General features: G+C 42.0%; 17 protein-coding genes. 3 read left to right on the forward strand and 14 right to left on the reverse strand.

What is annotated here, in order from left to right:
- The 5 genes from QZ019_RS01655 to QZ019_RS01675 form a co-directional block, all read right to left on the reverse strand.
- On the reverse strand, positions 1 to 578 hold a 578-nt coding region (locus QZ019_RS01655; protein WP_295481863.1), incomplete at its 3' end, for a hypothetical protein.
- On the reverse strand, positions 550 to 2682 hold the full coding sequence (gene recG / locus QZ019_RS01660) for an ATP-dependent DNA helicase RecG (protein WP_295481864.1): 2133 nt from the start codon (positions 2680 to 2682) through the stop codon (positions 550 to 552). The genes QZ019_RS01655 and recG, both read right to left, overlap by 29 nt.
- Positions 2683 to 2688: 6 nt before the next feature.
- Entirely contained in the window at positions 2689 to 3903 is a 1215-nt protein-coding gene (locus tag QZ019_RS01665; RefSeq protein ID WP_294564100.1) for an MFS transporter, read from the reverse strand.
- A gap of 19 nt (positions 3904 to 3922) precedes the next feature.
- The gene (gene pssA / locus QZ019_RS01670) at positions 3923 to 5293 is read right to left on the reverse strand and encodes a CDP-diacylglycerol--serine O-phosphatidyltransferase (RefSeq protein ID WP_294564097.1); all 1371 of its coding nucleotides are present in this window, start codon (positions 5291 to 5293) and stop codon (positions 3923 to 3925) included.
- A 12-nt stretch (positions 5294 to 5305) separates the two neighbouring features.
- Positions 5306 to 7228: an aminopeptidase P family protein gene (locus tag QZ019_RS01675; RefSeq protein ID WP_294564092.1), complete on the reverse strand. Its 1923-nt coding sequence runs from the start codon at positions 7226 to 7228 to the stop codon at positions 5306 to 5308.
- A 209-nt stretch (positions 7229 to 7437) separates the two neighbouring features.
- Here QZ019_RS01675 and prlC point away from each other — a divergent pair, with 209 nt between their 5' ends.
- The gene (prlC, locus tag QZ019_RS01680; protein WP_295481867.1) at positions 7438 to 9501 is read left to right on the forward strand and encodes an oligopeptidase A; all 2064 of its coding nucleotides are present in this window, start codon (positions 7438 to 7440) and stop codon (positions 9499 to 9501) included.
- 29 nt (positions 9502 to 9530) lie between these two features.
- Here prlC and QZ019_RS01685 read toward each other — a convergent pair whose 3' ends face one another.
- Complete coding sequence (locus tag QZ019_RS01685; RefSeq protein ID WP_295481869.1) at positions 9531 to 12794, reverse strand: AarF/UbiB family protein; 3264 nt, start codon at positions 12792 to 12794, stop codon at positions 9531 to 9533.
- Between the two features lie 390 nt (positions 12795 to 13184).
- Here QZ019_RS01685 and QZ019_RS01690 point away from each other — a divergent pair, with 390 nt between their 5' ends.
- Positions 13185 to 14522, forward strand: a complete 1338-nt coding sequence (locus QZ019_RS01690; protein ID WP_294564083.1) for an esterase-like activity of phytase family protein — start codon at positions 13185 to 13187, stop codon at positions 14520 to 14522.
- 176 nt (positions 14523 to 14698) lie between these two features.
- Here QZ019_RS01690 and tnpA read toward each other — a convergent pair whose 3' ends face one another.
- From tnpA to rluD, 7 genes are all read right to left on the reverse strand, one after another.
- On the reverse strand, positions 14699 to 14989 hold the full coding sequence (gene tnpA, locus QZ019_RS09865; protein WP_366936829.1) for an IS200/IS605 family transposase: 291 nt from the start codon (positions 14987 to 14989) through the stop codon (positions 14699 to 14701).
- Between the two features lie 122 nt (positions 14990 to 15111).
- The gene (locus tag QZ019_RS01695) at positions 15112 to 16683 is read right to left on the reverse strand and encodes a hypothetical protein (protein WP_295481872.1); all 1572 of its coding nucleotides are present in this window, start codon (positions 16681 to 16683) and stop codon (positions 15112 to 15114) included.
- A 217-nt stretch (positions 16684 to 16900) separates the two neighbouring features.
- Positions 16901 to 17218, reverse strand: a complete 318-nt coding sequence (locus QZ019_RS01700) for an AzlD family protein (RefSeq protein ID WP_295481874.1) — start codon at positions 17216 to 17218, stop codon at positions 16901 to 16903.
- 18 nt (positions 17219 to 17236) lie between these two features.
- Entirely contained in the window at positions 17237 to 17908 is a 672-nt protein-coding gene (locus tag QZ019_RS01705; RefSeq protein ID WP_295481893.1) for an AzlC family ABC transporter permease, read from the reverse strand.
- Between the two features lie 180 nt (positions 17909 to 18088).
- A complete protein-coding gene (gene clpB / locus QZ019_RS01710) occupies positions 18089 to 20683 on the reverse strand; it encodes an ATP-dependent chaperone ClpB (RefSeq protein WP_249082196.1) in 2595 nt (864 codons plus the stop codon).
- A 99-nt stretch (positions 20684 to 20782) separates the two neighbouring features.
- Positions 20783 to 21541, reverse strand: coding sequence for a peptidoglycan editing factor PgeF (gene pgeF / locus QZ019_RS01715; RefSeq protein WP_294564068.1), 759 nt, complete (start codon positions 21539 to 21541; stop codon positions 20783 to 20785).
- Positions 21528 to 22499 (reverse strand): 23S rRNA pseudouridine(1911/1915/1917) synthase RluD, encoded by a 972-nt coding sequence (rluD, locus tag QZ019_RS01720; protein ID WP_294564065.1) that lies wholly within the window; start codon positions 22497 to 22499, stop codon positions 21528 to 21530. The genes pgeF and rluD overlap by 14 nt, the downstream gene beginning before the upstream one ends.
- 143 nt (positions 22500 to 22642) lie before the next feature.
- Between rluD and QZ019_RS01725 the strand changes: the two genes are divergently transcribed.
- Positions 22643 to 23404: an outer membrane protein assembly factor BamD gene (locus QZ019_RS01725; RefSeq protein WP_294564062.1), complete on the forward strand. Its 762-nt coding sequence runs from the start codon at positions 22643 to 22645 to the stop codon at positions 23402 to 23404.
- Here the strand turns inward: QZ019_RS01725 and QZ019_RS01730 are convergent.
- The gene (locus QZ019_RS01730) at positions 23388 to 24338 is read right to left on the reverse strand and encodes an NADP-dependent oxidoreductase (RefSeq protein ID WP_294564060.1); all 951 of its coding nucleotides are present in this window, start codon (positions 24336 to 24338) and stop codon (positions 23388 to 23390) included. The genes QZ019_RS01725 and QZ019_RS01730 overlap by 17 nt on opposite strands.
- Positions 24339 to 24361: the final 23 nt, after the last annotated feature.

Below are 24361 nucleotides of genomic sequence, written 5' to 3' on the forward strand. Positions count from 1 at the left end.
GGCAGATTTGAAAATGAACCTTTATTAAAAGAAAGGTTTCCTTCTTTTACCGTATAGGCTAAATCTTTATTTAAGGTAATGTCATATAAACGAATTCTTGAATTGTCGGCTTTTATTCCGTATGCGTGCGTAGGAGTACCGTCAATACGCAAAGCGGCAATCTTTACGACATCAAATTTTAATGCGTTGATTTTTTGCTGCAAAAATTCCGAGGCATTGGATTTAAAACGCAGATTTTTAATGTAAAGATCGCTTATAGCTAAGACTTTGTCCGTAAGAACGGTTTTTAAATCAACTTCAAGATAAATTTCATCAGCACTAAGTATATCGTTAAAAGACGGCTTAATAAGCTTGATGGTATTAGGGTATAAAGGCGAGAACTCAACTGAGCTTACAGCAAAATCAGTTCCCAGTTTATTATTAATAAAATCCGTTAAAGGTTCTTTTACTTTGTTGCCGTTAAATAGAAAAATCAGCACGGAGAAAACGACGGCAAGAAAAATCGCCAATATTGCTGCCCATTTTATTAAACGGGAAAGCAATGATTTTTTATGAGCTCTGCGATACGGAATGACCATCGTTTTTGTCGTCTCTTGCAGTTAAATATTGGGGAAACCAGCGCCGTATCAAGTCTTCGGCGGCTTTAATCTCATTTTCTTTTAAGTATAAAGCACTATTGCGTGCACTCTCAATGAGGCGGTGATCGCGAGTTACGTCCGCGACTTTAAAAGTATCAAATCCGGCTTGCTTTGTACCGATAATTTCGCCCGGACCTCTTAGTGCCAGATCTTCAGTGGCGATTCTAAAACCGTCGTTTGAGGTTCGCATGATTTGTAGGCGTTTTTGCGCAATTTGATTTTCAGGATCTGCGTTATGCAAAAGCAGACAATAAGATTGCGCGGAACCTCTGCCGACTCGTCCGCGCAGCTGGTGCAGCTGAGCAAGTCCGAGTCTTTCGGCGTTATTAATAATCATTATGGTGGCGTTGGGAACATCTACACCAACTTCAATAATGGTAGTTGCCACCAAAATGCTTATTTTGCCTGCGGCAAATTCTTCCATGACTATGTTTTTTTGTTTGGAATTCATTTGTCCGTGCAAAAGGCCGATTTTAAGATGTGGCAGTTTATGTGAAAGTTCTTCATAAACGTTTTTTGCTGAAGCAATATCGTCATCTTCGCCTTCTTCGATATGAGGACAGACCCAATACGCCTGCGTCCCGCGGCAGCATACGGCGTTTAGTCTTGCTATAACGTCGTCTTTACGCGTCATATGAATTAAAGCGGTGATAATAGGTGAGCGGCCTGGTGGCAGTTCATCAATAGTTGAAACATCCAAATCCGAATATAAGGCAAGCTGCAGAGTCCTCGGGATTGGAGTTGCCGTCATTACAAGCTGATGGGCGGATGTCCCTTGCGGTGCTTTGTTTAATAAAGCGACACGCTGTTCAATGCCGAAACGATGCTGTTCATCAATAATGACAAGAGCAAGATGCTTATAGATTACATCATCCTGAAACACCGCATGTGTACCGATGATAAATTGGGCGCTGCCGTCACTTATAGATTTTAATAGGTTTAAACGATCGCTTTTACGCTCGGATGCGGTTAAAAGCACGCAGTTTACGTTAAACGCTTTTAGCAGGGCTGAACATTTGGCAAAGTGCTGTCTTGCAAGAATGTCGGTAGGAGAAAGCAAAACGCATTGTCCTCCTGCTTTTATTACTTGCAGAGCACTCATGATAGCCACTAAAGTTTTGCCGGAGCCGACATCTCCGTGTACCAGACGAGCCATCGGTACCTCTTTTTTTAAGTCATCAAGAATTTCGTTAAAAACTCTAAGCTGTGCCGAGGTCGGTTTAAAAGACAAACTTTTAAGGAAGTTATCGCTAAGCTCAGCATTGAAAGTTATGCTTAAAGCTGCTTTGTGCGAGCTGTTGCTTACTTTTAAAAGCAATAGGCACAATTGATAGGCGATAAGCTCTTCGTAACAAATCCGTTCAAAAGCCGTTAAGTTTTGCGGCAGTAGCGGCGCATGATCGCTTTGTGGATGCGGATAATGAACGTCGTTTATAGCATCATTTAAACTTATCCCGTAAGGATTTAAGTTCTTGGGCAGAATTTCAGGTAAAGGGGCTTTGTGAATAAGATCCAAAGCGGTTTTTATCGTTTTACGTAAAATAGCTTGACCAAGTCCCTCGGTTGAGGGGTAAATCGGGGTTAAAAATTCTTCGGTAACAATCTCTTCATCCGTTTGCAGGAAGGTAATCTCGGGATGAACGAGACTCGGACGCCCCGTCATATAATCAGGTTTGATGCTGCCGTAGGCAAGAACGCGTCTTCCTGATGTAAAGTTATGTACGAAAGTTGCGTAAGTATTAAAAAAACTTGCCTCGATAACTCCCGTATCGTCGGCAAAGAGAATTTTCAATACCTTACCGCGAGAACCGACAAATCCTTCCACCGCTTTGACTTTTAAACATAGTAAAACGGTTTTGCTGTCTGTTGTAAGGTCGCTTACCTTACTGATAAAGGTTCGATCCTGATAGCGAAAAGGAAAGTGAAAAATCAAATCAAATAAAGAGAAGATCTTAAGCCGGTTAAGACTTGAAGAAATCTTAGGTCCGACACCTTTAAGATTACTGACATCAATATTTTTAATTTGAGCGTCAGAAGTAATCATGGTCACTTATCCTTGCTTTTTAAATTTATTTCTGCGGCTGCGTTTTAAATGAATATGACGCCTGAAGGTATAAAAACTCATTAAAAATAAAAAAGCGCCGGAGATATGAAACTGTACGTTAAGCGAGAAAGTATGAACAACGGCACCTGATAACAGCGGTCCTAACATGCATCCGAATTGTCCGGCCATCGTCATCATGCCGAAACCGCGGCCGCGAAATTGCGGAGTGGTGGCAAGGGATAATGCCGCATTGATGCTCGGAACAATGCCGACGATAAATAGTCCCATTCCCGCACCGGTCACGAAAAGATACATGATGGATTGGGCAAATCCCTGGATAAATAAGAAAAAGGCCGCGCCGAAAAACGCGCATGACATAGAAAGGTAAAAGCCGCGTCTTTGCCCGAAGCTTCCCCAAAAAGGAGCCGTGAAAGCTCCGACAAATGAAGGTAAGGAGCAGGCGATGCCGGCATAGAAGGCCATGTCTTCATAGGAGTCGATAAGTTCACCGACATACAATGACAAAATCGGCTGAATCGCGAGCATGACAAGCGAGAAAAGGAAAAACAGTGATAAAAGCTCTCGTAAATTTTTATCTTGGACGGTGAATTTAAAATCAGCGACGATTGAGGATTTTTCTTGTTTGTCGTTACTTTTTACGACTTCTTCACCGGGAACAAGAGCCGTCACCAGAAACACGATAAGTAAAAAAGCTCCGGCGATGAAGAATGAAGATCGCATGCCGAACAGATGTGCGAGGACTCCGCCGATTAAAGGTCCGCTTACGGTTCCGACAAGCTGCGATGATTGGATGAAGCCTAAAGATGAACCTAATTTATCAGACGGGGAGAAAGAGGACACGCGTGACAAAATTGACGGCAGATAGCCGTTGGCAAAACCTTGAAGGATACGCATGCCTAAAAGCTGCAGCGGCGAGACGACAATTCCGCCGCTAAGGTATGCAAGACACAGCATGGCAGATGATCGTACCGACATGCTTTTCTGCCCTTTTTTATCGGCAAGCTTGCCCCACAGAGGAGCCATTACGCCGCCGACTAAAAAACTGACGGAAAAAATTACTGCGGTCCAAAATTCAATATTGTTTTGGTTTGCACCAAGCTCCAGCAGATATAGCGGCAAGAAAGGCACAATCATTGTGTAACTTGCCGACGTGAAGTAGATGCAAATGGTAAAGACAATAAGTTTGGCTTTCCACGACATGTCAGAACCAATCCTTGTTTTAAAGCAGCTGTTTGATAAAAATAGATGCCTTAAAACGCTTTACTTTGGTTAAAAGTTTTCTTACCTGCTCAGGATATTGACTGAAATCATCCAGATCTTTTTCAGACATGATTTGAGTGGTGTGTTTTAAAATATATTGCTGCTCATGTCCGAACTTTTCCTGCATCAGATGATGCGGATCGTGGACTAAAAGTCCGTTTTCCAAATCAAGGCTCCAAGCTCTCGGGTTTAAATTGTTTCCGGTAATAAGAGCAAGGCTTCTATCGGCAAAAATTCCTTTTAAGTGATATGTGTTGCTGCCGTTTTTCCATAGCATTACTTTAAGCTGCCCTTTTTCGATAAGATTTTGGAACTTGATGATAAAGGCACGCAGATTTTGTTCGTAAATATAAGGGACAGCACCTATAGGGGAGAATTTTTCTTCAGGCTTTAAATAAAAATCATTAGCCACTTTATCCCCTACCACTAAGGTAATTTTTACGCCGCGCATTAAAGCAGCTTCAAGGGCCTGCTGCAGGATTTTAGGCGGATTGAAATAAGGAGTACAGATAAAGAGATTGTTTTTGGCGCTTGATAAAAGCCATAAAACGGTTTTATTTAGAATATTTCCCTTTTTCCCTAAACCGACGAGCGGGGTGATTCCGACTTCGTCATTGTGCAGACGATTATTTTTAAACGTGTACTGGGTTTTTGTCAGGTGATGCTGAAGCTGTCTTATCTCTTCGCTTATTTCTTTTGCGCTCTTTACTTTCCCCTGGGAGAAGTCTTGTACCGCAAAATTAATATGAAAGGCGGAAGTGGTATAAGAACACAAAGTATCAGCTAATTCTTGTGACTGAATTTCATGATAGCGATCAAGACGATAACGTCCGTTTTTATCAAGGTAAACATCGTTGATACTGGCACCTGAATATAAAACGGTGTCGTCAAACACGCAGCCTTTTAAATGCATGACTCCGAAAATTTCACGTCTTTTTACGGGAACCCCGTAAATTGCCGGAGGATGCGGACTGTTTTCAGCCATCTTATAGTAAAGGGCGCTGTTGCCAAGCGATTGCTCCTGACCGATAAGACCGCGCTGTGCACGATGAAAGTCCACGTATATGCAGATATGAAGCTTAGGATTACGTTCCTGTGCTTTATAAAGAGCCTCAAGGATTTCTCTTCCGGCTTCGTCATCTTGAAGATATAAAACCGTCATCATGATCCGGTTTTTGGCTTGAGATATAAGTTCAAGCATTCTCTGCCTGAAGTGAGCAGGTCTTTCAAGAATGTTGTAATTGACGGCTTTTACCGCAATTACGGGCATTTGCTGAAGCCTGGTTGCGCTGTACAGGGTTCCGTGTAAGCTTTTTTTCAAAAAGAGCATGTCAGATCCTTCTCAGATGCGTGCCGTAGCTTTGGTCAGGAAGTTTACTTCCATATCCGAAAGAGTGGTTCCGGCATTTTTGATTACCTGATGAACGCGCTGATGATATTCATTCAGCCATTCGCGTTCTTTGTTGGTAAGCATTTCTCTTAAAATAAGTCTTGTATCAAAAGGCACCAATGTCAACGGTGAAAAACGCAGCATGTGACCTAAATGGGTCTCGGAGCATTTTTCAACGACCACTAAGTTTTCAAGTCTTATTCCGTAAAGACCTGTGGCGTAATATCCCGGCTCAATTGAGACCACCATGCCGACGTCAAGCGGTATTAATGATTGACGTGAAGAAATAACTTCAGGACCTTCGTGTACTGATAAAAGGTGTCCTACGCCATGGCCGGTGCCGTGCTCATAATCAAATCCGTAGTCCCATAAATTGCGGCGGGCGATTGCGTCAAGCTGAAGCCCCGTGGTTCCTTTGGGGAAAATGGTGGTTGCAAGTGCGATATGACACTTAAGGACCAAAGTGTACATGCGCTTTTCTTCTTGACTGACGTTCGGCCCTACCATCACGGTACGGGTAATATCGGTAGTACCTTCAATATAATGAGCGCCGCTGTCAATTAAATACATACCGTCATTACCTAAAGAGCGCGGGTGCTTTGCCGTAAGATGGTTGTAGTGACACATGGCGGCGTTAGGTCCTAAAGCAGAAATGGTATCAAAAGAAGGCTCAATAAAATCTCCTTCGATTTTACGGTAGGATTCAGCTTTATCCGACATGATTTTCTCATCGATATCGGCAACGCGTCTTTGATAGGCTTCAAGGTCGGTACTACTTTCAGGGGTAGTCTGTTCATCAAGCCAGGCAAGGAAACGGCACATGGCGATTCCGTCTTTAATGTGAGCGCGCCTTTCTCCTGCTATCTCCACGGGATTTTTGCAGGCTTTAGGGATTTGGCATAAACCCAAGCCCTCAATTACGGTAGCGCCGCCCTCTTTTAAGGAATTTAAAATGTGGGCGTTAGCGTTTTTAGGGTCAATATAAACTTTTGCCTGTGAGGTGCATAAACGTTCTAAAACATCATTAAAGCTGTCTATGCTGAAGATATCCACGTGACCGAAATGATCTTCAAGTGTTGCCTGAATCTCATCGTCAAGGTGCTTTAAGTTAACATACCATTCAAGAGCTCCGTTGGCGTAAGCCACGGCTCGGCTATTGATAACGGGAAGTCCTTTTCTGTCACGTCCGCGGATATTTAAAAGCCAGCAGACGCTTTCAGGATCCGGAATGACGGTTGCGTCGATGTCACGACGGTTTAACTCTTCTGATAAAGCCTGACGCTTTTGTAAACTTGGGCAGCCGTTAAACTCATCAGGATAAATTTCTACTTTTGAATAAAAATGTTCGGGTCGATCTTCCCATACGGCATCAATAAGATTGTATTTGAGCTCTTTAAGCTCAATACCGAAAAAGTTAAGCTGCTCTTTTAATTTTAAATAGTAGTCATAGCTGATGCGGTTTAAATCAACGCCTACGCTTTGTCCGCTTTCAAGTACCGCACACAGCCAGTCGGCAGGAGACACTTCGCTGAAATTGAAAGTATCAAAAAGTTCGGGATCCGTTTGCTCCGTTACCTGTATTTTGTAGCGTCCGTCAATAAATACCGCATTAGGACAACTTAACAGCAGATCTTCATTTGTTTTGACGTTTTTAACTTTGACGTTTCGTGTTAAATCATGGGCAGATATGCAGGCAAAACCTGCAGATCCCGTAAATCCGGTTACATAAGCAAGATACTGACTGTCATCCTGCAGTTCAAAAGAAAGAAATTCGTCATCATGGGAAATAAGAATCGCGTCTATTTCCTGTTTGGCCATTTCTTTTTTTAGATTAGAAAGAATCGGCGCGAAATTTTTTTGATTATGCTCTTCCATTTATGACGTTCTCTAAAGAAAAAGCACCGTTTATAAGGTGTACTGATATCTAATACGAAATAAAGCTCTTCCTGTCGCAATAATCATTATAAACGCAAGCGGCATTTTTGCTAAAAGAAGTACTTAATCTTAGCATATTGGGCGTTGATCCTTAACTTTAGATCCGTTAGTCTTAACCATTAATCAAGATTTAAAGAAGGAATTAAATAATGGAAAAAGATTTTAATCCTTTAATGCATATTGTAGGTCTTCCGGCTTTTTCCGCCGTAAAGCCCGAACATATAAAACCGGCTGTAGAAAGTGCTGTAGAAAATTGCAAGAACGTTATCATCAATGTTGTAGAAAAAAATAAAGATAATCCTACATGGGATAATCTGATGGCTCCGATAGAGGAGGCTGATGATCGCTTTTCAAAAATATGGTCGGTCGTTTCCCATTTAAATTCCGTTAACAATACTCAAGAATTAAGAACGGCCCATGATGAATGTCTGCCGCTTATTGCCCAATACTCAACCTGGGCCGGACAATATCGTCCGTTGTTTGACGCGTTGACGAAGATTGCCAAAAGCGATGAGTTTAATTTATTAACCAAAGCACAGCGTAAATCGGTAGAAAATTCTTTACGTGATTTCAGATTGTCGGGTATTGATTTACCTGAGGACAAGCAGCGCCGTTTTGGGGAAATTTCGGCAAGACTGTCGCAGCTGCAGTCCGATTTTGCCAATAATCTTTTGGATGCAACCAATAACTATGTCAAAAACGTCGTAGATGAAAAAGAATTGGCCGGTTTGCCGCGCGGCGCTTTGAATCTTGCTAAAAGCGAGGCACAAAAGCGCGGTCTTGAGGGGTATGTCTTTACTTTGGACATTCCGTCTTATCTGCCGGTATTAACTTACGCAGATAATCGGGAACTGCGTAAAGAAATGTATATTGCATACAATACCCGCGCTTCCGACGTGGGTCCTGATGCCGGCAAATGGGATAATTTGCCCGTAATGGAAGAAATATTATCTTTACGCCATGAGCTTGCCCGGCTTCTTGATTTTAAAGATTACGCATCATTATCTCTTGCTACTAAGATGGCGCAAAACAATGATGAAGTTTTAAGCTTTTTATATGATTTGGCAAATAAATCTCATAATCAGGGTCTTGAGGAAGTAAATACCTTAAAAGAATATGCCAAAGGTTTAGGCTGCGATGATTTAAAACCGTGGGATGTCGCTTATTATTCCGAAAAGCTGCGTCAGGAAAAATATTCCTATAATGCCGAAGAGCTGCGTCCGTATTTCCCTGTTGATAAGGTTATAGCCGGTCTTTTTGAATGCGCCAAGCGTATTTACTCGATATCCTTTAGATCTCGTCTTGGTGTGGATGTCTGGAATGAGAATGTAGTCTGCTATGACGTTTATGATGATTTTGGCAGCAAGATCGGCACTTTGTTTATGGATCTGTATGCCCGTCAGGGAAAACGCGGCGGCGCCTGGATGGATGAGTGCATGAGCAGGCGTTATCGTGCTGACGGCAGCTTGCAGCTTCCTGTTACATATCTTGTTTGTAACTTTACTCCTCCGGTTAACGGCAAACAGTCTGAACTTACGCATGATGAAGTAGTGACTTTGTTCCACGAATTCGGGCACGGGTTAAATCAGTTGTTAACGCGTATTGATATCGCAGACGTTTCCGGAATTAACGGAGTACCTTGGGATGCCGTTGAGTTACCGAGTCAGTTTAATGAGAATTTTGCCTGGCAGGAAGAAGTTCTTAATTTTCTGTCCTGTCATGTCAGAACGGGAGAGCATTTGCCTAAAGAGAAGCTTGATGCTTTGATTGCAGCTAAAAATTTTGAGTCGGCTATGGCAATGCTTAGGCAGCTTGAATTTGCGATTTTTGATTTTAGAATTCACGCAGAATACGATCCGCACAAAGGCGGACGCATTTACGAAATTTTAAATGAAGTCAAATCAAAAGTAAGTGTTGTTCCTCAATATGAGAACGGTCGCTTCCCTAACGGATTTTCGCATATTTTTGCAGGCGGATACGCGGCAGGATATTACAGCTATAAATGGGCGGAAGTGCTGGCTGCGGATGCTTTCGGACGCTTCATTGAGGAAGGTATCTTTAATAAAGAGGCCGGCGCGGATTTTCGTGATTATATATTGGCATCAGGAGGAGCAGAAGATCCGATGAAGTCATTTATAGCTTTCAGAGGCCGTAAGCCTAAAGTGGATGCTCTGCTGGTTCAAAGCGGAATCAAAGTAACACAGCAACAGTAGAACGTAAAAAAGGGGCATTTGCCCCTTTTTTAAGAATATGTGTAGCGTAAAGCAGTAAAGAAGCCCAAGCGGCTTAAAGAGCTGCGCATGTTTTGTGAAATAACTTCGCCCATGCAGTCGCAAAAATCAAGCGGCTCCTTATGCTTTAAAGATCCGATAAGGTTTATATATCTGTCGCATTCACTTTCATAAAATTGCAGAAGTTTGTTTCTGTATTCGCTAAACAGATGTTCTTTTTGGCTGACATCATCCGCAGAAGGACTATTTTTTAATTCAATCATTTGTTCTCTTATTTCTTTGAGATCAGGAACTGAACTTTCGCAAATAGCTTGTGGTGTAACAGCATCTTCAGGATCTTGCTTGATGTTTTCTAAAAATTTACTTATAAGAAAGCAGCTGTCGTTGTCAGTAGATGCCGTTTCACGATAGGTAAGTAGCGCTGACTTTAACATAACAAGTTTTGAAGTAACGGTATTAACGCCGTCTTTAAATAAATCAGAAGAACTACGCAGCGTTGATAATAACGTTAAATAAGGAGGCATTGCTTTGGCTCCGATAGGAAGAATTTCCAGCATTTTGTCTTTTATTTGTTTTAGTGCTTCGTTCAAGGAATCAACCGCAGCCTGCAGTCTTAATTGGCATTGCGAAAAATTAAATATCGGAGCCGGTACTTCAATACCGAGTTTTTGTATGGCGGTTAAAGCAACGGCGATACGTTTTCCCGTATCGCTTTCTTCGCCTTTTTGCAGAATTTTGTCGATGATTTCACTGACTTGGTTTTTTTTAGCTGCAAAAGCAATTTTCCCCTCAGGGCTTAACAATTCCTGGTAGCCTTTTAAGAAGTTTGACGTATCCTGTTTAAGTGCTGCAGCCGCAATTAAAGTTATCTGTATTTGCTGTGAAGAGGTAAGTTTAGTTGCATTGCCGAAATCGATAACGGTCAGCATATTGTCATCTACCATCATATTTCCGGCATGCAAGTCACCGTGATAAAAGCCTTCACCGTAGATACCTTCGGATACCCATTTGCTGCTTAAGTTGATCAAAAACTGCTGTTTTTTCTCAACATCTATATAAATTTTATTTAAATCTTCCAAAACCTTGCTGGTAGTTTCACGGTAGAACTTTTCGTCGGGGATCTCCACTGTATCTGTCTGCTGCATATTAGGAGCAACAGCTTCTTGAATTTTTGCGTCAAGACCGCTTAAATATCGGTCCAGTGTAATTCCCGGCGCTTTTTCCAGTACCATGGTATTGGCTGTCGGCTCTACCAAAGGATTTAATTTCATGCTTTTTACTGTGGCAAAACCTTGATCGTAAATAGCTCCGTCCTTGATGTTTGCAGCCTCTATAGTCAAATCAAGCTCTGACATAATACGTTCTAATTGTCCGGCAAAGGTTGTGGTCATGCCGGGGATATTTTTTGCTGCTTCTTGGAAAATAGCCTTTTCTCTTTCCGCTCTTAATTTGGCATCCGGGCGCAAAATTTTAATAACGCAGTCAGTTCCGTCCGGGTGATCTTTGGTATACATTTTGCATAATAATGCTTGACCTACCGAAGCTGCGCCTAATGATTTTGTTATTTCGATTTTATCGATACGTCCTTGAGATTTTTCTACCATGTCAAGCAGATATGCCTGAATAATTGTAGGATTTATCGGAGCGAGATTGCTTTTCATATCTTGCAGGGCATTACGGAAGATGGCATTCATGCTTTCAGTATTAAATCCCTGCAGCATCTTTTGCATGATTGGCCCTGCGCCTTTAAGCAAAGCACCGAGTTTGGCTCCCTGATCGGCGTTTTCCGTACTGTAGCGTACGCCTGCTGCAATCATAGCTCTTTGGTCAATAGGAGGTATAGCTGAAAAATATGAATTCATAACCTCGCGCATGAATTTACCGTAACCGTCACTGTTAAGATCGGTCCCGCTTGTCTGCAGCAGTTCGTCAAGAGTCTTGGTATCGTAATCCGCTGCATCTGAGGCAGCGCTATTGCCGCAGATTTCGTCAAATTGTTCTGAAATAGTGCGCTGGAGATTTTCTGATAAGTGTTGTATCTCTTTATCTATAGCTTCTTCCGTTGCGGCAAACTCGGATAGCGGAGTCAGAGTTATGGCGGTTTTAACTAAAAAACTAATTTGGTTTTCATTAAGATTATTAATTAAATCTTTTACCTTCTTGTTTTGTACGTCATAATCATGTTTAATTTCTTCGTAAATTTCTCGTTCATCCGATTTTAAAGCATCGGATATCTTTGCAGAATCTTTACCGAATGGCTCAATATTTTCAATCGTATCAAGGATATTGTTGATTTGCTCTTTTATTTCTGGAATAAGCGCATCAAGCTCGGATCGGTTTTTTAAAATTTTACTTATAGTGTCTGCATTCTGATATAAAGCAAGCTGTAATCTTTTCCCTTTATTATCAGCATTGGCATCAATATCCCAAGTACGTTCGTTATAGATTAAATCTGCAGCTAAATTGCGTACCGCCTGTTTTTGTTGTAATTCTTGCGCATCCGTTTGATTTGAGGGGGTAGGTAAAGAACTTACTTTTGCTGTGACTGTTTTAGGATCCGCTTTTTGTTCTGTTTCAAACCTGCTTATAAGATCAAGACAGTCGGCAGTATTGATAAGATTGTTATTGCATAAAGGATAAAAAAGTTTTTCAAATTCTGCTTTGGTGGAAAACTGCTCTTTTAAGGCCATTTCGGTAAATAACTTTAAAAGCGGTGTAGTTATAGAACTAAGATCGTGCTCTTGAATGCCGATAGCAGATATCAATGCCTGAGAATATAACTGACGTACGCGCGGGCGAGTGGAATCGTTATCCGTTAAATCGTTAAGCATGGACAGTACGTTGTCTTTTCCATAAAAATTAACGTGTTGAGCCATATCGTCTTCAAGTTTTTCTTTAAGCCGCTCTGCGGTGTGCTCAAGTTCAATATCTTGATTGTCAATTCTGGCGATAAGCCGGTTATCGTCGGCGCGTTGATGAATGCTGACAAGCAGACCGTTCATGACAAGAGAAATTGTTTCGTCCTGATTGGGAGTAAAATTTTCAAGAACATGTCTTAAATTTTTAACGCTTTGGATTGTTCCTTGTGCTATGGCTTCTTGTTTGTTTTCTTTTACTGCAAAATAAATAGCAGCACAGCCTAAAGTCAGAATGCCGAGAATGATTTTTTTTGCTGTAGAGGCTTTTTCATAGCTGGCCTGGTGAGAGGCTGTATCCTCTTGCCTTAAAATAGCAGTGTTAATATTTATGCGATTGGAAATACTATCGATTGACATAGCTTTTCTCTTTATTTTGATATGTAGGTTAAAATTAATATACAAATAATTTAATATATTGTTACATTTAATGTAAATATAAAGTCTTTCTTGTGATTATTATCACAAATGCAGTTAAAAATTTATAACAGCAATTTTGTCTTGGCGATAAATTGCACTGTTTATATCACGTCTGACTGCAGATTGGGGGTAAAAGTTTTTTGCATTCTGCAAACCGGCAAATATCAGGCATGGCATATTGCCGTATGTGCTTATTTGCTGAAAGATTCTTTTTTAATAAGCTTAATCTGAATTATTTTGTTTAAATTAAACATATAGTTAATTAGCAGTTAACTTTCTTTTTTTACACTAAAAGACAGAAAATTTGTTAAATACTCAAGGAGACCTTGTATGAATATGTCCCCAAAGTTTTTGGTTCTGTCTTTAGGTTTAGCTCTAAGCGTACCTTCGTTTGCAGCTCCCGAGGAAGTAAGCGCATTTTTAGAAGGACATGCGATTTTACCGGTAAACTCTACGGTTGCCGCCCCTTCAGACGCTCCTTCTGATATGAAAATAAGCGGTAAATATACTACCGGTAAAAGAATTGAGAAATTAGCTGCAGTTCCCGGTAAATCAGCTGATCGCTTAACCGGGATTTCTCTTCCTATTGAGAATCAGCCGCGTCAGGGTCATTCCGGAATTAAGCATATGGATGACGGAACCTTTTGGGTGATTTCAGATAACGGTTTTGGCAATAAAATTAACTCTTATGATTCAATGCTGTATTTAAATCAGTATCAGATTGATTTCAAGGACGGCAGTGTCAAGCCGTTAAAGAGCATTTTTCTGCACGATCCGGATAGAAAAGTTCCTTTTCATATTACTAACGAAAGCACTGAAAAACGTTATTTGTCAGGACATGACTTTGATCCGGAAAGCTTCCAGTTTGCCGGCGGCTTCTTATGGGTCGGGGATGAATTCGGACCTTTTCTAATTAAAGCCGATATGAACGGAAAAATCCTGGAGGTCTTTGATACCAAAGTAGACGGCAAGATAGTCAGATCTCCTGATAATCCTTATATTCAGTTACAAGGAGCTCCGGACGGAAAAGCACCCTTTGAAGTAACGCGTTCCAAGGGATTTGAAGGTATGGCTTCATCTCCTGACGGTACCAAATTATATCCTTTGCTTGAAGGCGCTTTGTGGGATGGTTCTCAATATGAAAATATTGACGGTAAACGTTACTTGCGCATTCTTGAATTCGATACCCAAAAAGGTGAGTGGACCGGCAGACATTGGAAGTTCGTGCTTGATGAAAATCATCATGCCATCGGCGATTTTAATATGATTGATGATGAACACGGACTTATTATTGAGCGTGATAACGGTGAAGGTACAGCTGATAAAGCATGTAAGACAGGTGAGCCTACTGCTAAATGTTTTAGCGATATAGCTAAGTTCAAGCGTATTTACCGCATTGAAATGAATAATGAAAATGTCGGAAAAGAGGCTTATAAACAAGCATATATTGATTTGCTTAACATTCAGGATCCAAAGAATGTTTCGCGGGTCGGCTTAAACGACGGAGTTTTTAAATTCCCGTTCTTTACAATAGAAGATGTGGATGTGGTTGATGCCAATCATATCGTTGTCGGAAATGATAATAATTTCCCCGGATCTTCAAGCCGTGATCCGAATAAGGCCGACGATAACGAGTTTATTCTTCTTAAAGTAGAAGGATTGCTCTAATTTTTCTTGGATATACAGATAGATGCCGGAAATAATCCGGCATTTTTCGTTTTTATTTTTTAAATGAATAGTCTAAAAACTTGAAATAAAAATATTGCTGTAATTTATCAAAAAAAGATCTGCGGCTAAAACCCCGTCCTTCAGGGCGGAGATCATCGCGAGGAGAAGCTCAGTGTTTAATCCGGCGTTTTCTGCCGGTCAATATATTGACGGATAACAGATATCGAAGCACTTGTGCAGGATGAAGCAAAATAAGATGAAGACCATAACGCCTTGCCCCACAGCTTTGTTCTAACGGCAGGATACTTACGCTTACGGATGATTATGTAAGATGTTCCCTTGAGTCTGAAGACAAGCTCCAAGATAGATAATTGAGGCAGATCTAAGATTAACAAATGAACATGATCTTCTTTACCTTCAAACTCAATAAGCCCGGCATTAAATTGCAGACATACGGATTCAAAGATTGTGTTTACAGTCTAAAAATCATCACAGTCACTCTAATCTACAACAAACGTCTTTTAGTATTAAAAGACCGTACCTTAGTCACAGACAAGACGCGGTCTTTAAAACAATATATCTCCAATGATTAGAGCAGGAATATAGCGAATAAGATCGCAGCTGCGGTCAAGCAGGCGTTTACGATAATCTGCCGTTTTGAAAGAGCATCACGGAATATTTTGTTTTCCGGCAGTTTACGAAGATTACGCGGAAGGTATTTTTGCCAACTAAGATCTAAAGCAGTATCGATCTTAATGCACAGTCCGGCCACAGCCCAAGGTACAGTAAGACCTAAGATGCCAAAAAAGCTCCACAGCAGTACGCAGTTTAAAGAAAACATTGGTTCCCCTTTCTGTACTATAAAATCAGCTCCCAAGACTAATGCGGCAAAACAAATCAGCATACCCACATACCAAAAAGAAAACTCTGAGCGCTTACCTAAGGCGGTTTTCCGTAACAAACCAAGTTCTTTTGACAAAAGTTTTTTTAAATCGTCTGAAATAAAACCGTCTGCTTTTTTTGTTAACTTCTGCATACCGCCGACTACAATTTCGCCGAAAACCGGATTTTGGGCTAATTCATTTAGTTTATCCCTGGCATTATTCCGATTTTGACACGCGGTTTTAACTTCTTGATGAAGCTTTTGTACTTCATCTGCAAGCAACTCATCGTAAACAGCGTCACGCTTAAACAGCATTATTTCAGAATCTGTTAAGCTTTCCGGCAGCACATAGCAGTAATGCATTTTGCCGTTGACCGTATAGTCAAGGCGTCCTACTTTAACAGTGCTGCTTACATGCTGAATATATGAACCGTTACTCTCCTCAGACGGCGCTGTAATTTCGTTTTTAGCATATCTGATAAGCTCGTTATAGTGCTTGTCAAACTCTTTTTCGATCTCATTTGCGTTAAAGAGCCTGCACTCTGCAGTGAGTTGTTGATTGCTAACTGAAGCCTCAATCTTGCAGGTGAAAATCTTATATAAATAGCCGACACCGTTACAGTTATGACACAATACCTTGCCGCGGCCTGCACAGTTATTGCATCTTAATTCGCCCTTGCCTTTGCACTCCGGGCAACGAATTTTGCCTTTACCGTTGCATTTGCTGCATTTACGCTCTGAGCTTTTACCGTTGCGGTAGGATCTGATCCGTCCGCGTCCGCGGCATTCGGGACATTTAACATACCCCTCACCGCCGCAGTTTTGACATTTAACGGTACCCGTTCCTTTGCATCTTGGACAATCGACCTTTTTTTCGCCATGACACTCAGGACAGCTTTCCTTATAGCAAAAATCTTCATAGCGCTTAGCAGTCAGCTTCTTCTTTTTTATGCAAGCTTTGACCACTGCATCCGCGCCTTGTACCTCTAACTGCTGAAGTTTAGCTATAAAATCAGCCCGTTCAGCGGCTTCTAAAGACTGATTTTTTAGCTTTTCCGCATACTCAAGAGCATCATAATCGGACTTAAATAGTTTTCCCTGACGCTCGGCTCCAAGTCCGGATGAAGATTGAAATTTAAAATCCCAGGTGATATTAGAGGACTTATAAAGCTTATCCTCTTGATAATTGACGACAGCAACATCTACCGGCACTTTTGCAAGAGAGAAGATCCTGCGCAAATATTGGAGACTCGAATTAACGATCGATTGATTGTTCATGAAAACCTTAAAACATTTTGCTGAATTACAGCAAATAATTACTCATATCCAAAAGATAAAATAAACTCTAAAACTTCTAATTTTGAATCCTAATCACTATCAAGGTATCAAAACAAGAACTTTACTAAAATTTGACGGCTATTTTGACAGTATATAAGCTTTAATGTAAAGGCATTGATATTTCTTTTTAGATAAATTTGGATTTAATGTATCTTTTTTAGAAAAAAGGTAATAGCAAACATTGCGTCAGTACGGAAAATATTACGGTTAAGGCAAAGTTAAAGCGTATTGAATATACGACGGTCAGCAGCAAGCTTATCAAAGTTATCGGATCATCTGTCATGAAAAAGGGGGCGACTATGCTTATCATGACACAGCTGGGAGCAGCTTCCAGCACGGCATTTATCCGTGCTGAAATTTTACCTTTACGCAAAATCAAATAACCTGCGATGCGGGTGAAATAAGTTGTTCCCGCCATAAGTAAAATTGCTAAAAGCTGAAAACCGTTGGGAAATAACGCTTGGAGATCGTTCATAAATTTATTATCACTTTATTATTTTTTTGATGCCTGAATAAATGCCGTAACAATACCTGCAAGAACTCCAAGCCCTACGCTGTAAGCGCTGCCTAGTTTAAGACTTACAAGAGCGGATACCGCTGCAGAAGCAAGAATCGGCAGAAGTTTAGCGTAATCTTTTTTGTGCCGCTTAAGCGGCCACATAGCGGCACTTAAAGCGATGAAAGTGGCAGGCATTGCCATGTTAAAACCGTAAATACTTAAATCTCCGCTTACGCTGCCTAATAATACGCCAAGACTGCAGGATAAAACCCAGAAGGCCCATAGAGTTACGCCGATGCCGAAATAAAAACCGGGATTTAAAAGCGGTTTATTCTTTCCTTTTTCTTCAAGATGCGCCATTTCCTGAAGGGTAAGCGCCCAAGTTTCATCGCACATGAAAAAGTAGATAAGAGCAACACGACAAAAAGGCTGTCCTTCAAGGTACGGAGCCAAAGCCGCCCCCATAACAAGATGGCGCGAGTTAATCAGAAATGTCGTTAGGATGATAAGCAAAATCGGCGGAGTAATGCTCCATAAAGGAATGACCGCAAATTCAGAACCGCCGGCAAAATTAATCGCCGGCATGAAAATGGCGGCAAGCGGCTCAAATCCGGCTTGTACCGCTTGAGCTCCGAAAATGATTCCTAAAGGAATGATGCCTATCATAATAGGCAAGGTAAGCAGCATTCCTCGCAAGATATGGTTAAAACTCATGGAAAATTAAGCGTACATTAGTTAATTATTATTGTTGTGCGTGTCGTCGCAGATGAAAACAGGTCTAGATTTTAACAAAAAAGCGCAGAAGGTGTGTTCTGCGCTTAATTAAATCAGAGCTTATCGTCAGCTCTAGCAGTTTGCTTGTACTTTATTGCAGACAAGTTCGCCGCTTGCGTCGAAGTTAAGCTCAAACGGCTCTCCGACTTTAACTTTTCCGCTTAAGATCATATTGGCAAGAGGATCTTCAATGGTATTTTGGATGGCTCGACGCAAAGGTCTTGCTCCGAATACCGGATCAAAGCCAATATTTGCTACATGATCCATAAGTGCATCAGGTAATATGACTTCATATCCTTGAGCAGAAAGCCGCTTTGTAAGACCTTCAAGCTGGATTTTAGCGATCTTCTTGATCTCATTATGAGAGAGCGGGTGGAAGACCACAGTCTCATCAACACGGTTCAAGAATTCAGGCTTAAAGTGTTTTTCCAGAATTTGCAGCAATTGTGCTTTGATTTCCTGGTAACTCTTTTTGCCTGTTTCCTCCTGAATCATTTCCGATCCGAGGTTTGAAGTCATGATGATAACGGTGTTCTTAAAGTCAACCGTTCTTCCCTGTCCGTCAGTTAACCGTCCGTCATCAAGCACCTGCAGCAGGATGTTGAAAACATCAGGATGCGCTTTCTCGATTTCATCAAGCAAAATGACGGAGTACGGACGTCTGCGCACGGCTTCGGTAAGATAGCCGCCCTGTTCGTATCCGACATACCCGGGAGGTGCACCGACCAAACGGGAGACCGAGAATTTTTCCATAAACTCGGACATATCAATACGCACCATGGCTTTTTCAGTATCGAATAAAAACTCGGCTACCGCTTTGCACAATTCGGTCTTACCTACACCCGTAGGTCCCATGAACATAAACGATCCGATAGGACGATTAGGGTCGGAAAGTCCGGCACGCGAGCGTCTTATTGAGTTGGCAATAGCGTTAATAGCTTCGTCCTGACCGATAACACGCTGATGCAGATTATCTTCCATATGCAAAAGTTTGGCTCTTTCACCTTCCAGCATTTTGGCAACCGGAATGCCGGTAGCTTTTGATACAACTTCGGCAATTTCTACATCGGTTACTTTATTTTTAAGCAGCTGGAATGATTTCTCTGCAGGAGCGTCACCGGCTTCTTTAATTTGCTTTTCAAGTGACGGAATAATGCCGTACTGCAATTCACTCATGCGCGACAAATCGCCTTGGCGCTTAGCGACGTCAAATTCATGACGTGCCGCATCAAGTTTAACCTTGATTTGCTGGGTACCTTCAAGAGATAACTTTTCTTTTTTCCAGATTTCATCAAGACGAGAGTACTCTTTTTGTGATTCGTCAATTTCTTCATCAATAGCCTGCAGACGTTTTTTGCTGGCGTCATCGGTTTCTTTGGCAACGGCTTGCCGCTCCATCTTGAGCTGGATGATCTTGCGATCAAGGCGATCAAGCGGCTCGGGCTTGGAGTCAATCTGCAGACGAATGCTTGCCGCAGCCTCATCGATAAGGTCAATAGCTTTATCCGGCAGCTGACGATCGGTAATATAGCGGTTTGATAAAGTTGCGGCCGCTACAATTGCCGGATCGGTTATCTGTACGTGATGATGAATCTCATAGCGCTCTTTTAATCCGCGCAAAATAGCAATGGTGTTCTCGACAGAAGGTTCGCCGACAAATACCTTTTGGAAACGACGCTCCAATGCGGCATCCTTTTCTATGTACTGGCGGTATTCGTCCAATGTCGTGGCACCGATGCAGTGCAGTTCTCCGCGGGCCAAAGCCGGCTTCAACATATTGCCGGCATCCATTGAACCTTCGGATTTACCGGCACCGACCATGGTGTGGATTTCATCGATGAACAAAATTACCTTGCCTTCAAGTTTGGCAAGCTCGTTCAATACGCCTTTAAGTCTTTCCTCAAATTCACCACGGTATTTTGCACCTGCAATTAAAGCTCCCATATCAAGGGACAAGACCTTTTTATTGCGCAGTCCCTCAGGAACTTCGCCTTTGACAATACGTTGCGCAAGTCCTTCGACAATAGCGGTCTTACCGACGCCAGGCTCACCGATAAGTACCGGGTTGTTCTTGGTGCGGCGCTGCAGGATCTGCATGGTGCGGCGAATTTCTTCGTCACGTCCGATGACCGGATCAAGCTTGCCTTTTTCCGCTCTTTCGGTAAGGTCAATCGTGTATTTCTTTAAAGCGCCGCGAGTGCTTTCGGCGTTTTCATCGTTAACGTTTTGTCCGTTTCTTACTGTTTCAAGAGCTTTTAAAAGCTTATCGCGGGTTATATTGCATTTTACTAAAATGTCTTTAACGTCATTATCGCCTTCAAAAGCAGCAAGAACGAAGAGCTCGGATGAAATATAAGCATCGTTGTTCTTTTGGGCAAATTTATCGCAAAGATTTAATACCTTTGCGCTTTGCTGTGATAATTGTACGTCGCCGCCTACTCCTTCAACCTGCGGCAACTTTTCAATCGCTTCTTTAAGCAACAAGCTTACGGCTTTAGGATCAGATCCCGCCAAGGTCAAAAGCGGACGTACCGAGCCGTCTTCTTGTGCAATAAGTGCAGAAAGAATATGAATAGGCTCGATAAACTGATTGTCGCGGCCTACGGCAAGCGACTGAGCGTCAGCTAAAGCTTGTTGAAATTTTGCGGTGAATCGGTCTAACCTCATTCTACCCCTCCCTTCTTTTTGTAATTCTTTTTTTCGCTGTATACAAAATGGGGGTAAAAAAGGCTTATTTAAAGTAAAAAGATGATAAAAGTTTGCACTTTATCCTATTTGTCCGATAATGCCTGCCATTCTTCCCGTGATGTGGTTTTTGCGGTAGGAAAAGAAATTTTCCGGATTTTTAAAGGTATCAAAAGACAGAGTTTCAATATCATCAGACTCACAACCGAGAGCTTTTAACTCAAAAGCGGCAAGTTCCGTCAATGAACATAAAGCTTTATCGGCCTTTTTAGTCTTAGTCTCTTTAAAGGCGGATAAGGGGGCACCTGCAGCTAGAAATTTTTCTTTTAAATCGATTCCGATTTCAAAAGAATCAAAACCTATGGCAGGCCCTAGTGCCGCTTTAATCTTTTTAGCGCCGTTTTCTTTCATTATATTGACCGTATTGGTAAGAATATGGCCGTAAATACCGCGCCAGCCGCAATGAACTGCAGCAAAAATTCCAGCTTTTTCATCGGCAAGCAACACCGGAAGACAATCTGCAGTCATAACGGCAAGACCAAGTCCTGGCTCATTTGTAACAATGGCGTCGGCATTGATTTTGGAACTTGTGTCAGCCGTCGTAACTTTACAAACCTTGGTTGAATGGGTTTGATTCATCCAGGCAATTGCTTTAAAACCGCATTCTTTTAGCACGATTTCGCGGTTTTTAAGTACGGCGTTTAAATCATCTTTTACATGATCGCCTAAATTCAGCTCGTTATAAGGAGCTTTGGAAACTCCTCCGCGGCGAGTGGTGAAAACCGCTTTAGTTAAAGGATTTTCAAAGATTGTAGGAATGATGAAATCAGAAGTCGCCATGTTCTTTGTAGTCCTCGCGCAAAAGATCAATAAGCGTGCTCATTTCATCAGGGATAGGAACGTCAAAGCTCATCATTTCCTTGGTTTTAGGGTGAGCAAATTCAATGTGTACGGCATGAAGCGCCTGATGGCGATAATTGCGCAGCATGTTTGCCAAATCTTCGCTGGCCCCGGGCAGCATTTTAAGGCGTTTGCCGCCGTACTGGTTGTCACCTAATAGCGGATGATGAATGCTTGCCATATGGACGCGGATTTGATGGGTGCGTCCCGTTTCAAGACGCAGACGCAGTCTCGTGTGGGCGCGAAAACGCTCCATGACGCGGTAGTGCGTTACCGCTTCACGGCCGATGCCTTCGGGCATTACCGCCATCTTGGTGCGCACATGAGGATCACGTCCTATCGGAGCATCAATTGTGCCGCCTGCGGTTATTTGCCCTTCGGCTATAGCCTCGTATTCACGTACTACGTCATGTTTGGCGATAGCTTTGGTTAAAACCTGTTGTGCAAGTTGTGATAAGGCTATAACCATAAGTCCAGAGGTATCTTTATCAAGTCGATGCACGATTCCAGCGCGCGGCAAAGATGAGGTTTGCGGAAAATGATAAAGCACGGCGTTCATTACGGTTCCGTCTTTTACTCCGGCGCCCGGATGCACTACAAAATTAATCGGTTTGTTGATAACTAAGATATCGTCATCTTGGTAAATGATATCAAGGGGCAAATCCTGCGGTTTGGCATCCAAATCTTCAGGATCGGGAATTTCGACGGTAACTGTTTGTCCTGAACTTACTTTTACGCTCGGTTTGGTGATGACGACGCCGTCTACAGCTACTTTTCCTTCGTCAATATATTCACGCAGGGTACTGCGGGAGTGAGTGTCTATAAGCCCGCCTAAAGCCGCGTCCAAACGCTTGTTGTGAAATTCATCGGTTATGGTTAAAGTTACGTTTTGCGGCATGGTTTTTCCTTTAGATGACAGATTTATTCCTGACTTTTAATGCGTTTTTGTTCTGATTAATAAGGCAAGATGTTATATTATTAGCTTAATATATTTTAGCAAGTTGAAAGATGACACGACAGTCAGGTCTTGAGGATCTTTTGATGATTAAGTTTTTTTTGCCGTTAATTGTAAGCGCCGCAGTCGCTCTAACGGCTTGTTCTTCAGCTAATTACAATAAAGATGAAGTTCCGAATATTGCCCCCGATGCCATGTACTCCGTTGCACAGAACGCTATGGCCTCAGGTGATTTTCAAAGAGCAAAGCAATATCTTGAAGCCATAGATTCCCGCTATCCTTTCGGCGAGCTTGCCGATCAGGTTCAGCTTGATCTTATTTACGTTTATTACAAAATGCGCGACAGCGAGAAAACCGCAGCGCAAATCAATCGCTTTATGCGCTTGAACCCTACAAGCCAGTATACCGATTATGTTTTGTATATGACGGGATTAAATCAGATCCAGATGCGTTCTGACATGCTGCAGGATTTTATAGGATTAAACCGCAGTCAAAAAGATCCTACTCAATATTACGAAGCACTGAAAACTTTCCGCAATCTAATTGAGACTTATCCTGAAAGCAAGTATGCGGCAGATGCGCATCAGCGCATGATTTTCATTAAGCAGCAGCTTGCCGAGCGGGAGATGGCCATCGCAAATTATTATTATGAGCGCGGCTCTTATCTTTCGACTATTCGTCACTGCCAGAACATTCTTTATTCTTATCGCGGAACACAATATCTTGAGCCTGCGCTTGCTTTGATGGCAAGGTGTTATGATGATCTCGGCTTACCTGAAGCTGCTGCCAATGCCCGCAGCGTTCAGGAAGCGTCTTTCGGAACCTCATCCGTTACGGCACAAGAATAATTTTGCCGCAGGTATGAGTGCTTTCAATCTGAAGGTGCGCCCGTTGCGCTCCTTCAGTATTGAGCTTGAACTCTTTTGTGATATGTACTTTCAATTTTCCTAATGCGCAAAGCTGCAGCAGATAAGCGATTTTTTCTTTGCTCGGCGCTGCAAGAACGCTTTTTACTTTTTTGTTGCAAGGACAGGCACTTATAACCTTGTCAAAACTGTAGCTTGGCACGGTTATTAATAATCCTTTTTCGTTTAACACAGCATAAAGCCCGATTCCGATATCTCCGCCTATAAAGTCAATAGCCGCATCAAATCGGTCTTTGTATTCACTCTTGTAGTCATTGTGATAATCAAAAATATTATCGGCACCTAATTCTTTTAAAAAATTAAAGTTTTTAAGCGACGCTCCGGCTGTTACGCTGTATCCGTGAATTTTTAAAAGCTGGATCAAAAGGTGTCCGACACCTCCTGATCCTCCGAGTACCAGCACATTACCCGTATCCTTTACTTCTTTTAAGGTGTTTAAAATATCAAGTGCGGTAACTCCCGCCGTCGGCAGAGCTGCCGCTTCTTTCAGGGAAACATTGTCGGGAACTTTTACGATGAGTTTGTCATCGCTTACTATATATTGCGCATAGGCTCGCGGATTAAAGCTGTGCCCGACGATACCGGCGACTTTATCTCCTTTTTTAAAATTAAGATTGTTGCCGCACTCTTCTACACTTCCTGCAAAATCAAAGCCTAAGCTCCAAGGAAAAGGCTCTTTACGGTTTTTGCAGACAAAACTGCTGCCGTTTCTTATTTTGGCGTCTATAGGATTTAGAGCAGCGGCAGCGGTTTTAATCAACAGCTCGTTATCGGTAATTTGCGGCAGAGAAACTTCTGCAGTATAAAGTTCAGATGCTGCTCCGAACTTATTAAAAAGAACGGTTTTATTTTGCATGGTAGTTTTACTCTGTGAAATTT

This window comes from uncultured Succinatimonas sp., assembly GCF_905203285.1.
In the GTDB taxonomy this organism is placed as follows: Bacteria; Pseudomonadota; Gammaproteobacteria; order Enterobacterales; family Succinivibrionaceae; genus Succinatimonas.

Excerpts from the sequence above, each read along its gene's own strand:
- recG (WP_295481864.1), bottom strand. The coding sequence starts at position 2,682 with ATGATTACTTCTGACGCTCAAATTAAAAATATTGATGTCAGTAATCTT.
- QZ019_RS01665 (WP_294564100.1), bottom strand. The coding sequence starts at position 3,903 with ATGTCGTGGAAAGCCAAACTTATTGTCTTTACCATTTGCATCTACTTC.
- pssA (WP_294564097.1), bottom strand. The coding sequence starts at position 5,293 with ATGCTCTTTTTGAAAAAAAGCTTACACGGAACCCTGTACAGCGCAACC.
- QZ019_RS01675 (WP_294564092.1), bottom strand. The coding sequence starts at position 7,228 with ATGGAAGAGCATAATCAAAAAAATTTCGCGCCGATTCTTTCTAATCTA.
- prlC (WP_295481867.1), top strand. The coding sequence starts at position 7,438 with ATGGAAAAAGATTTTAATCCTTTAATGCATATTGTAGGTCTTCCGGCT.
- QZ019_RS01685 (WP_295481869.1), bottom strand. The coding sequence starts at position 12,794 with ATGTCAATCGATAGTATTTCCAATCGCATAAATATTAACACTGCTATT.
- QZ019_RS01690 (WP_294564083.1), top strand. The coding sequence starts at position 13,185 with ATGAATATGTCCCCAAAGTTTTTGGTTCTGTCTTTAGGTTTAGCTCTA.
- QZ019_RS01695 (WP_295481872.1), bottom strand. The coding sequence starts at position 16,683 with ATGAACAATCAATCGATCGTTAATTCGAGTCTCCAATATTTGCGCAGG.
- QZ019_RS01700 (WP_295481874.1), bottom strand. The coding sequence starts at position 17,218 with ATGAACGATCTCCAAGCGTTATTTCCCAACGGTTTTCAGCTTTTAGCA.
- QZ019_RS01705 (WP_295481893.1), bottom strand. The coding sequence starts at position 17,908 with ATGATAGGCATCATTCCTTTAGGAATCATTTTCGGAGCTCAAGCGGTA.
- clpB (WP_249082196.1), bottom strand. The coding sequence starts at position 20,683 with ATGAGGTTAGACCGATTCACCGCAAAATTTCAACAAGCTTTAGCTGAC.
- pgeF (WP_294564068.1), bottom strand. The coding sequence starts at position 21,541 with ATGGCGACTTCTGATTTCATCATTCCTACAATCTTTGAAAATCCTTTA.
- rluD (WP_294564065.1), bottom strand. The coding sequence starts at position 22,499 with ATGCCGCAAAACGTAACTTTAACCATAACCGATGAATTTCACAACAAG.
- QZ019_RS01725 (WP_294564062.1), top strand. The coding sequence starts at position 22,643 with ATGATTAAGTTTTTTTTGCCGTTAATTGTAAGCGCCGCAGTCGCTCTA.
- QZ019_RS01730 (WP_294564060.1), bottom strand. The coding sequence starts at position 24,338 with ATGCAAAATAAAACCGTTCTTTTTAATAAGTTCGGAGCAGCATCTGAA.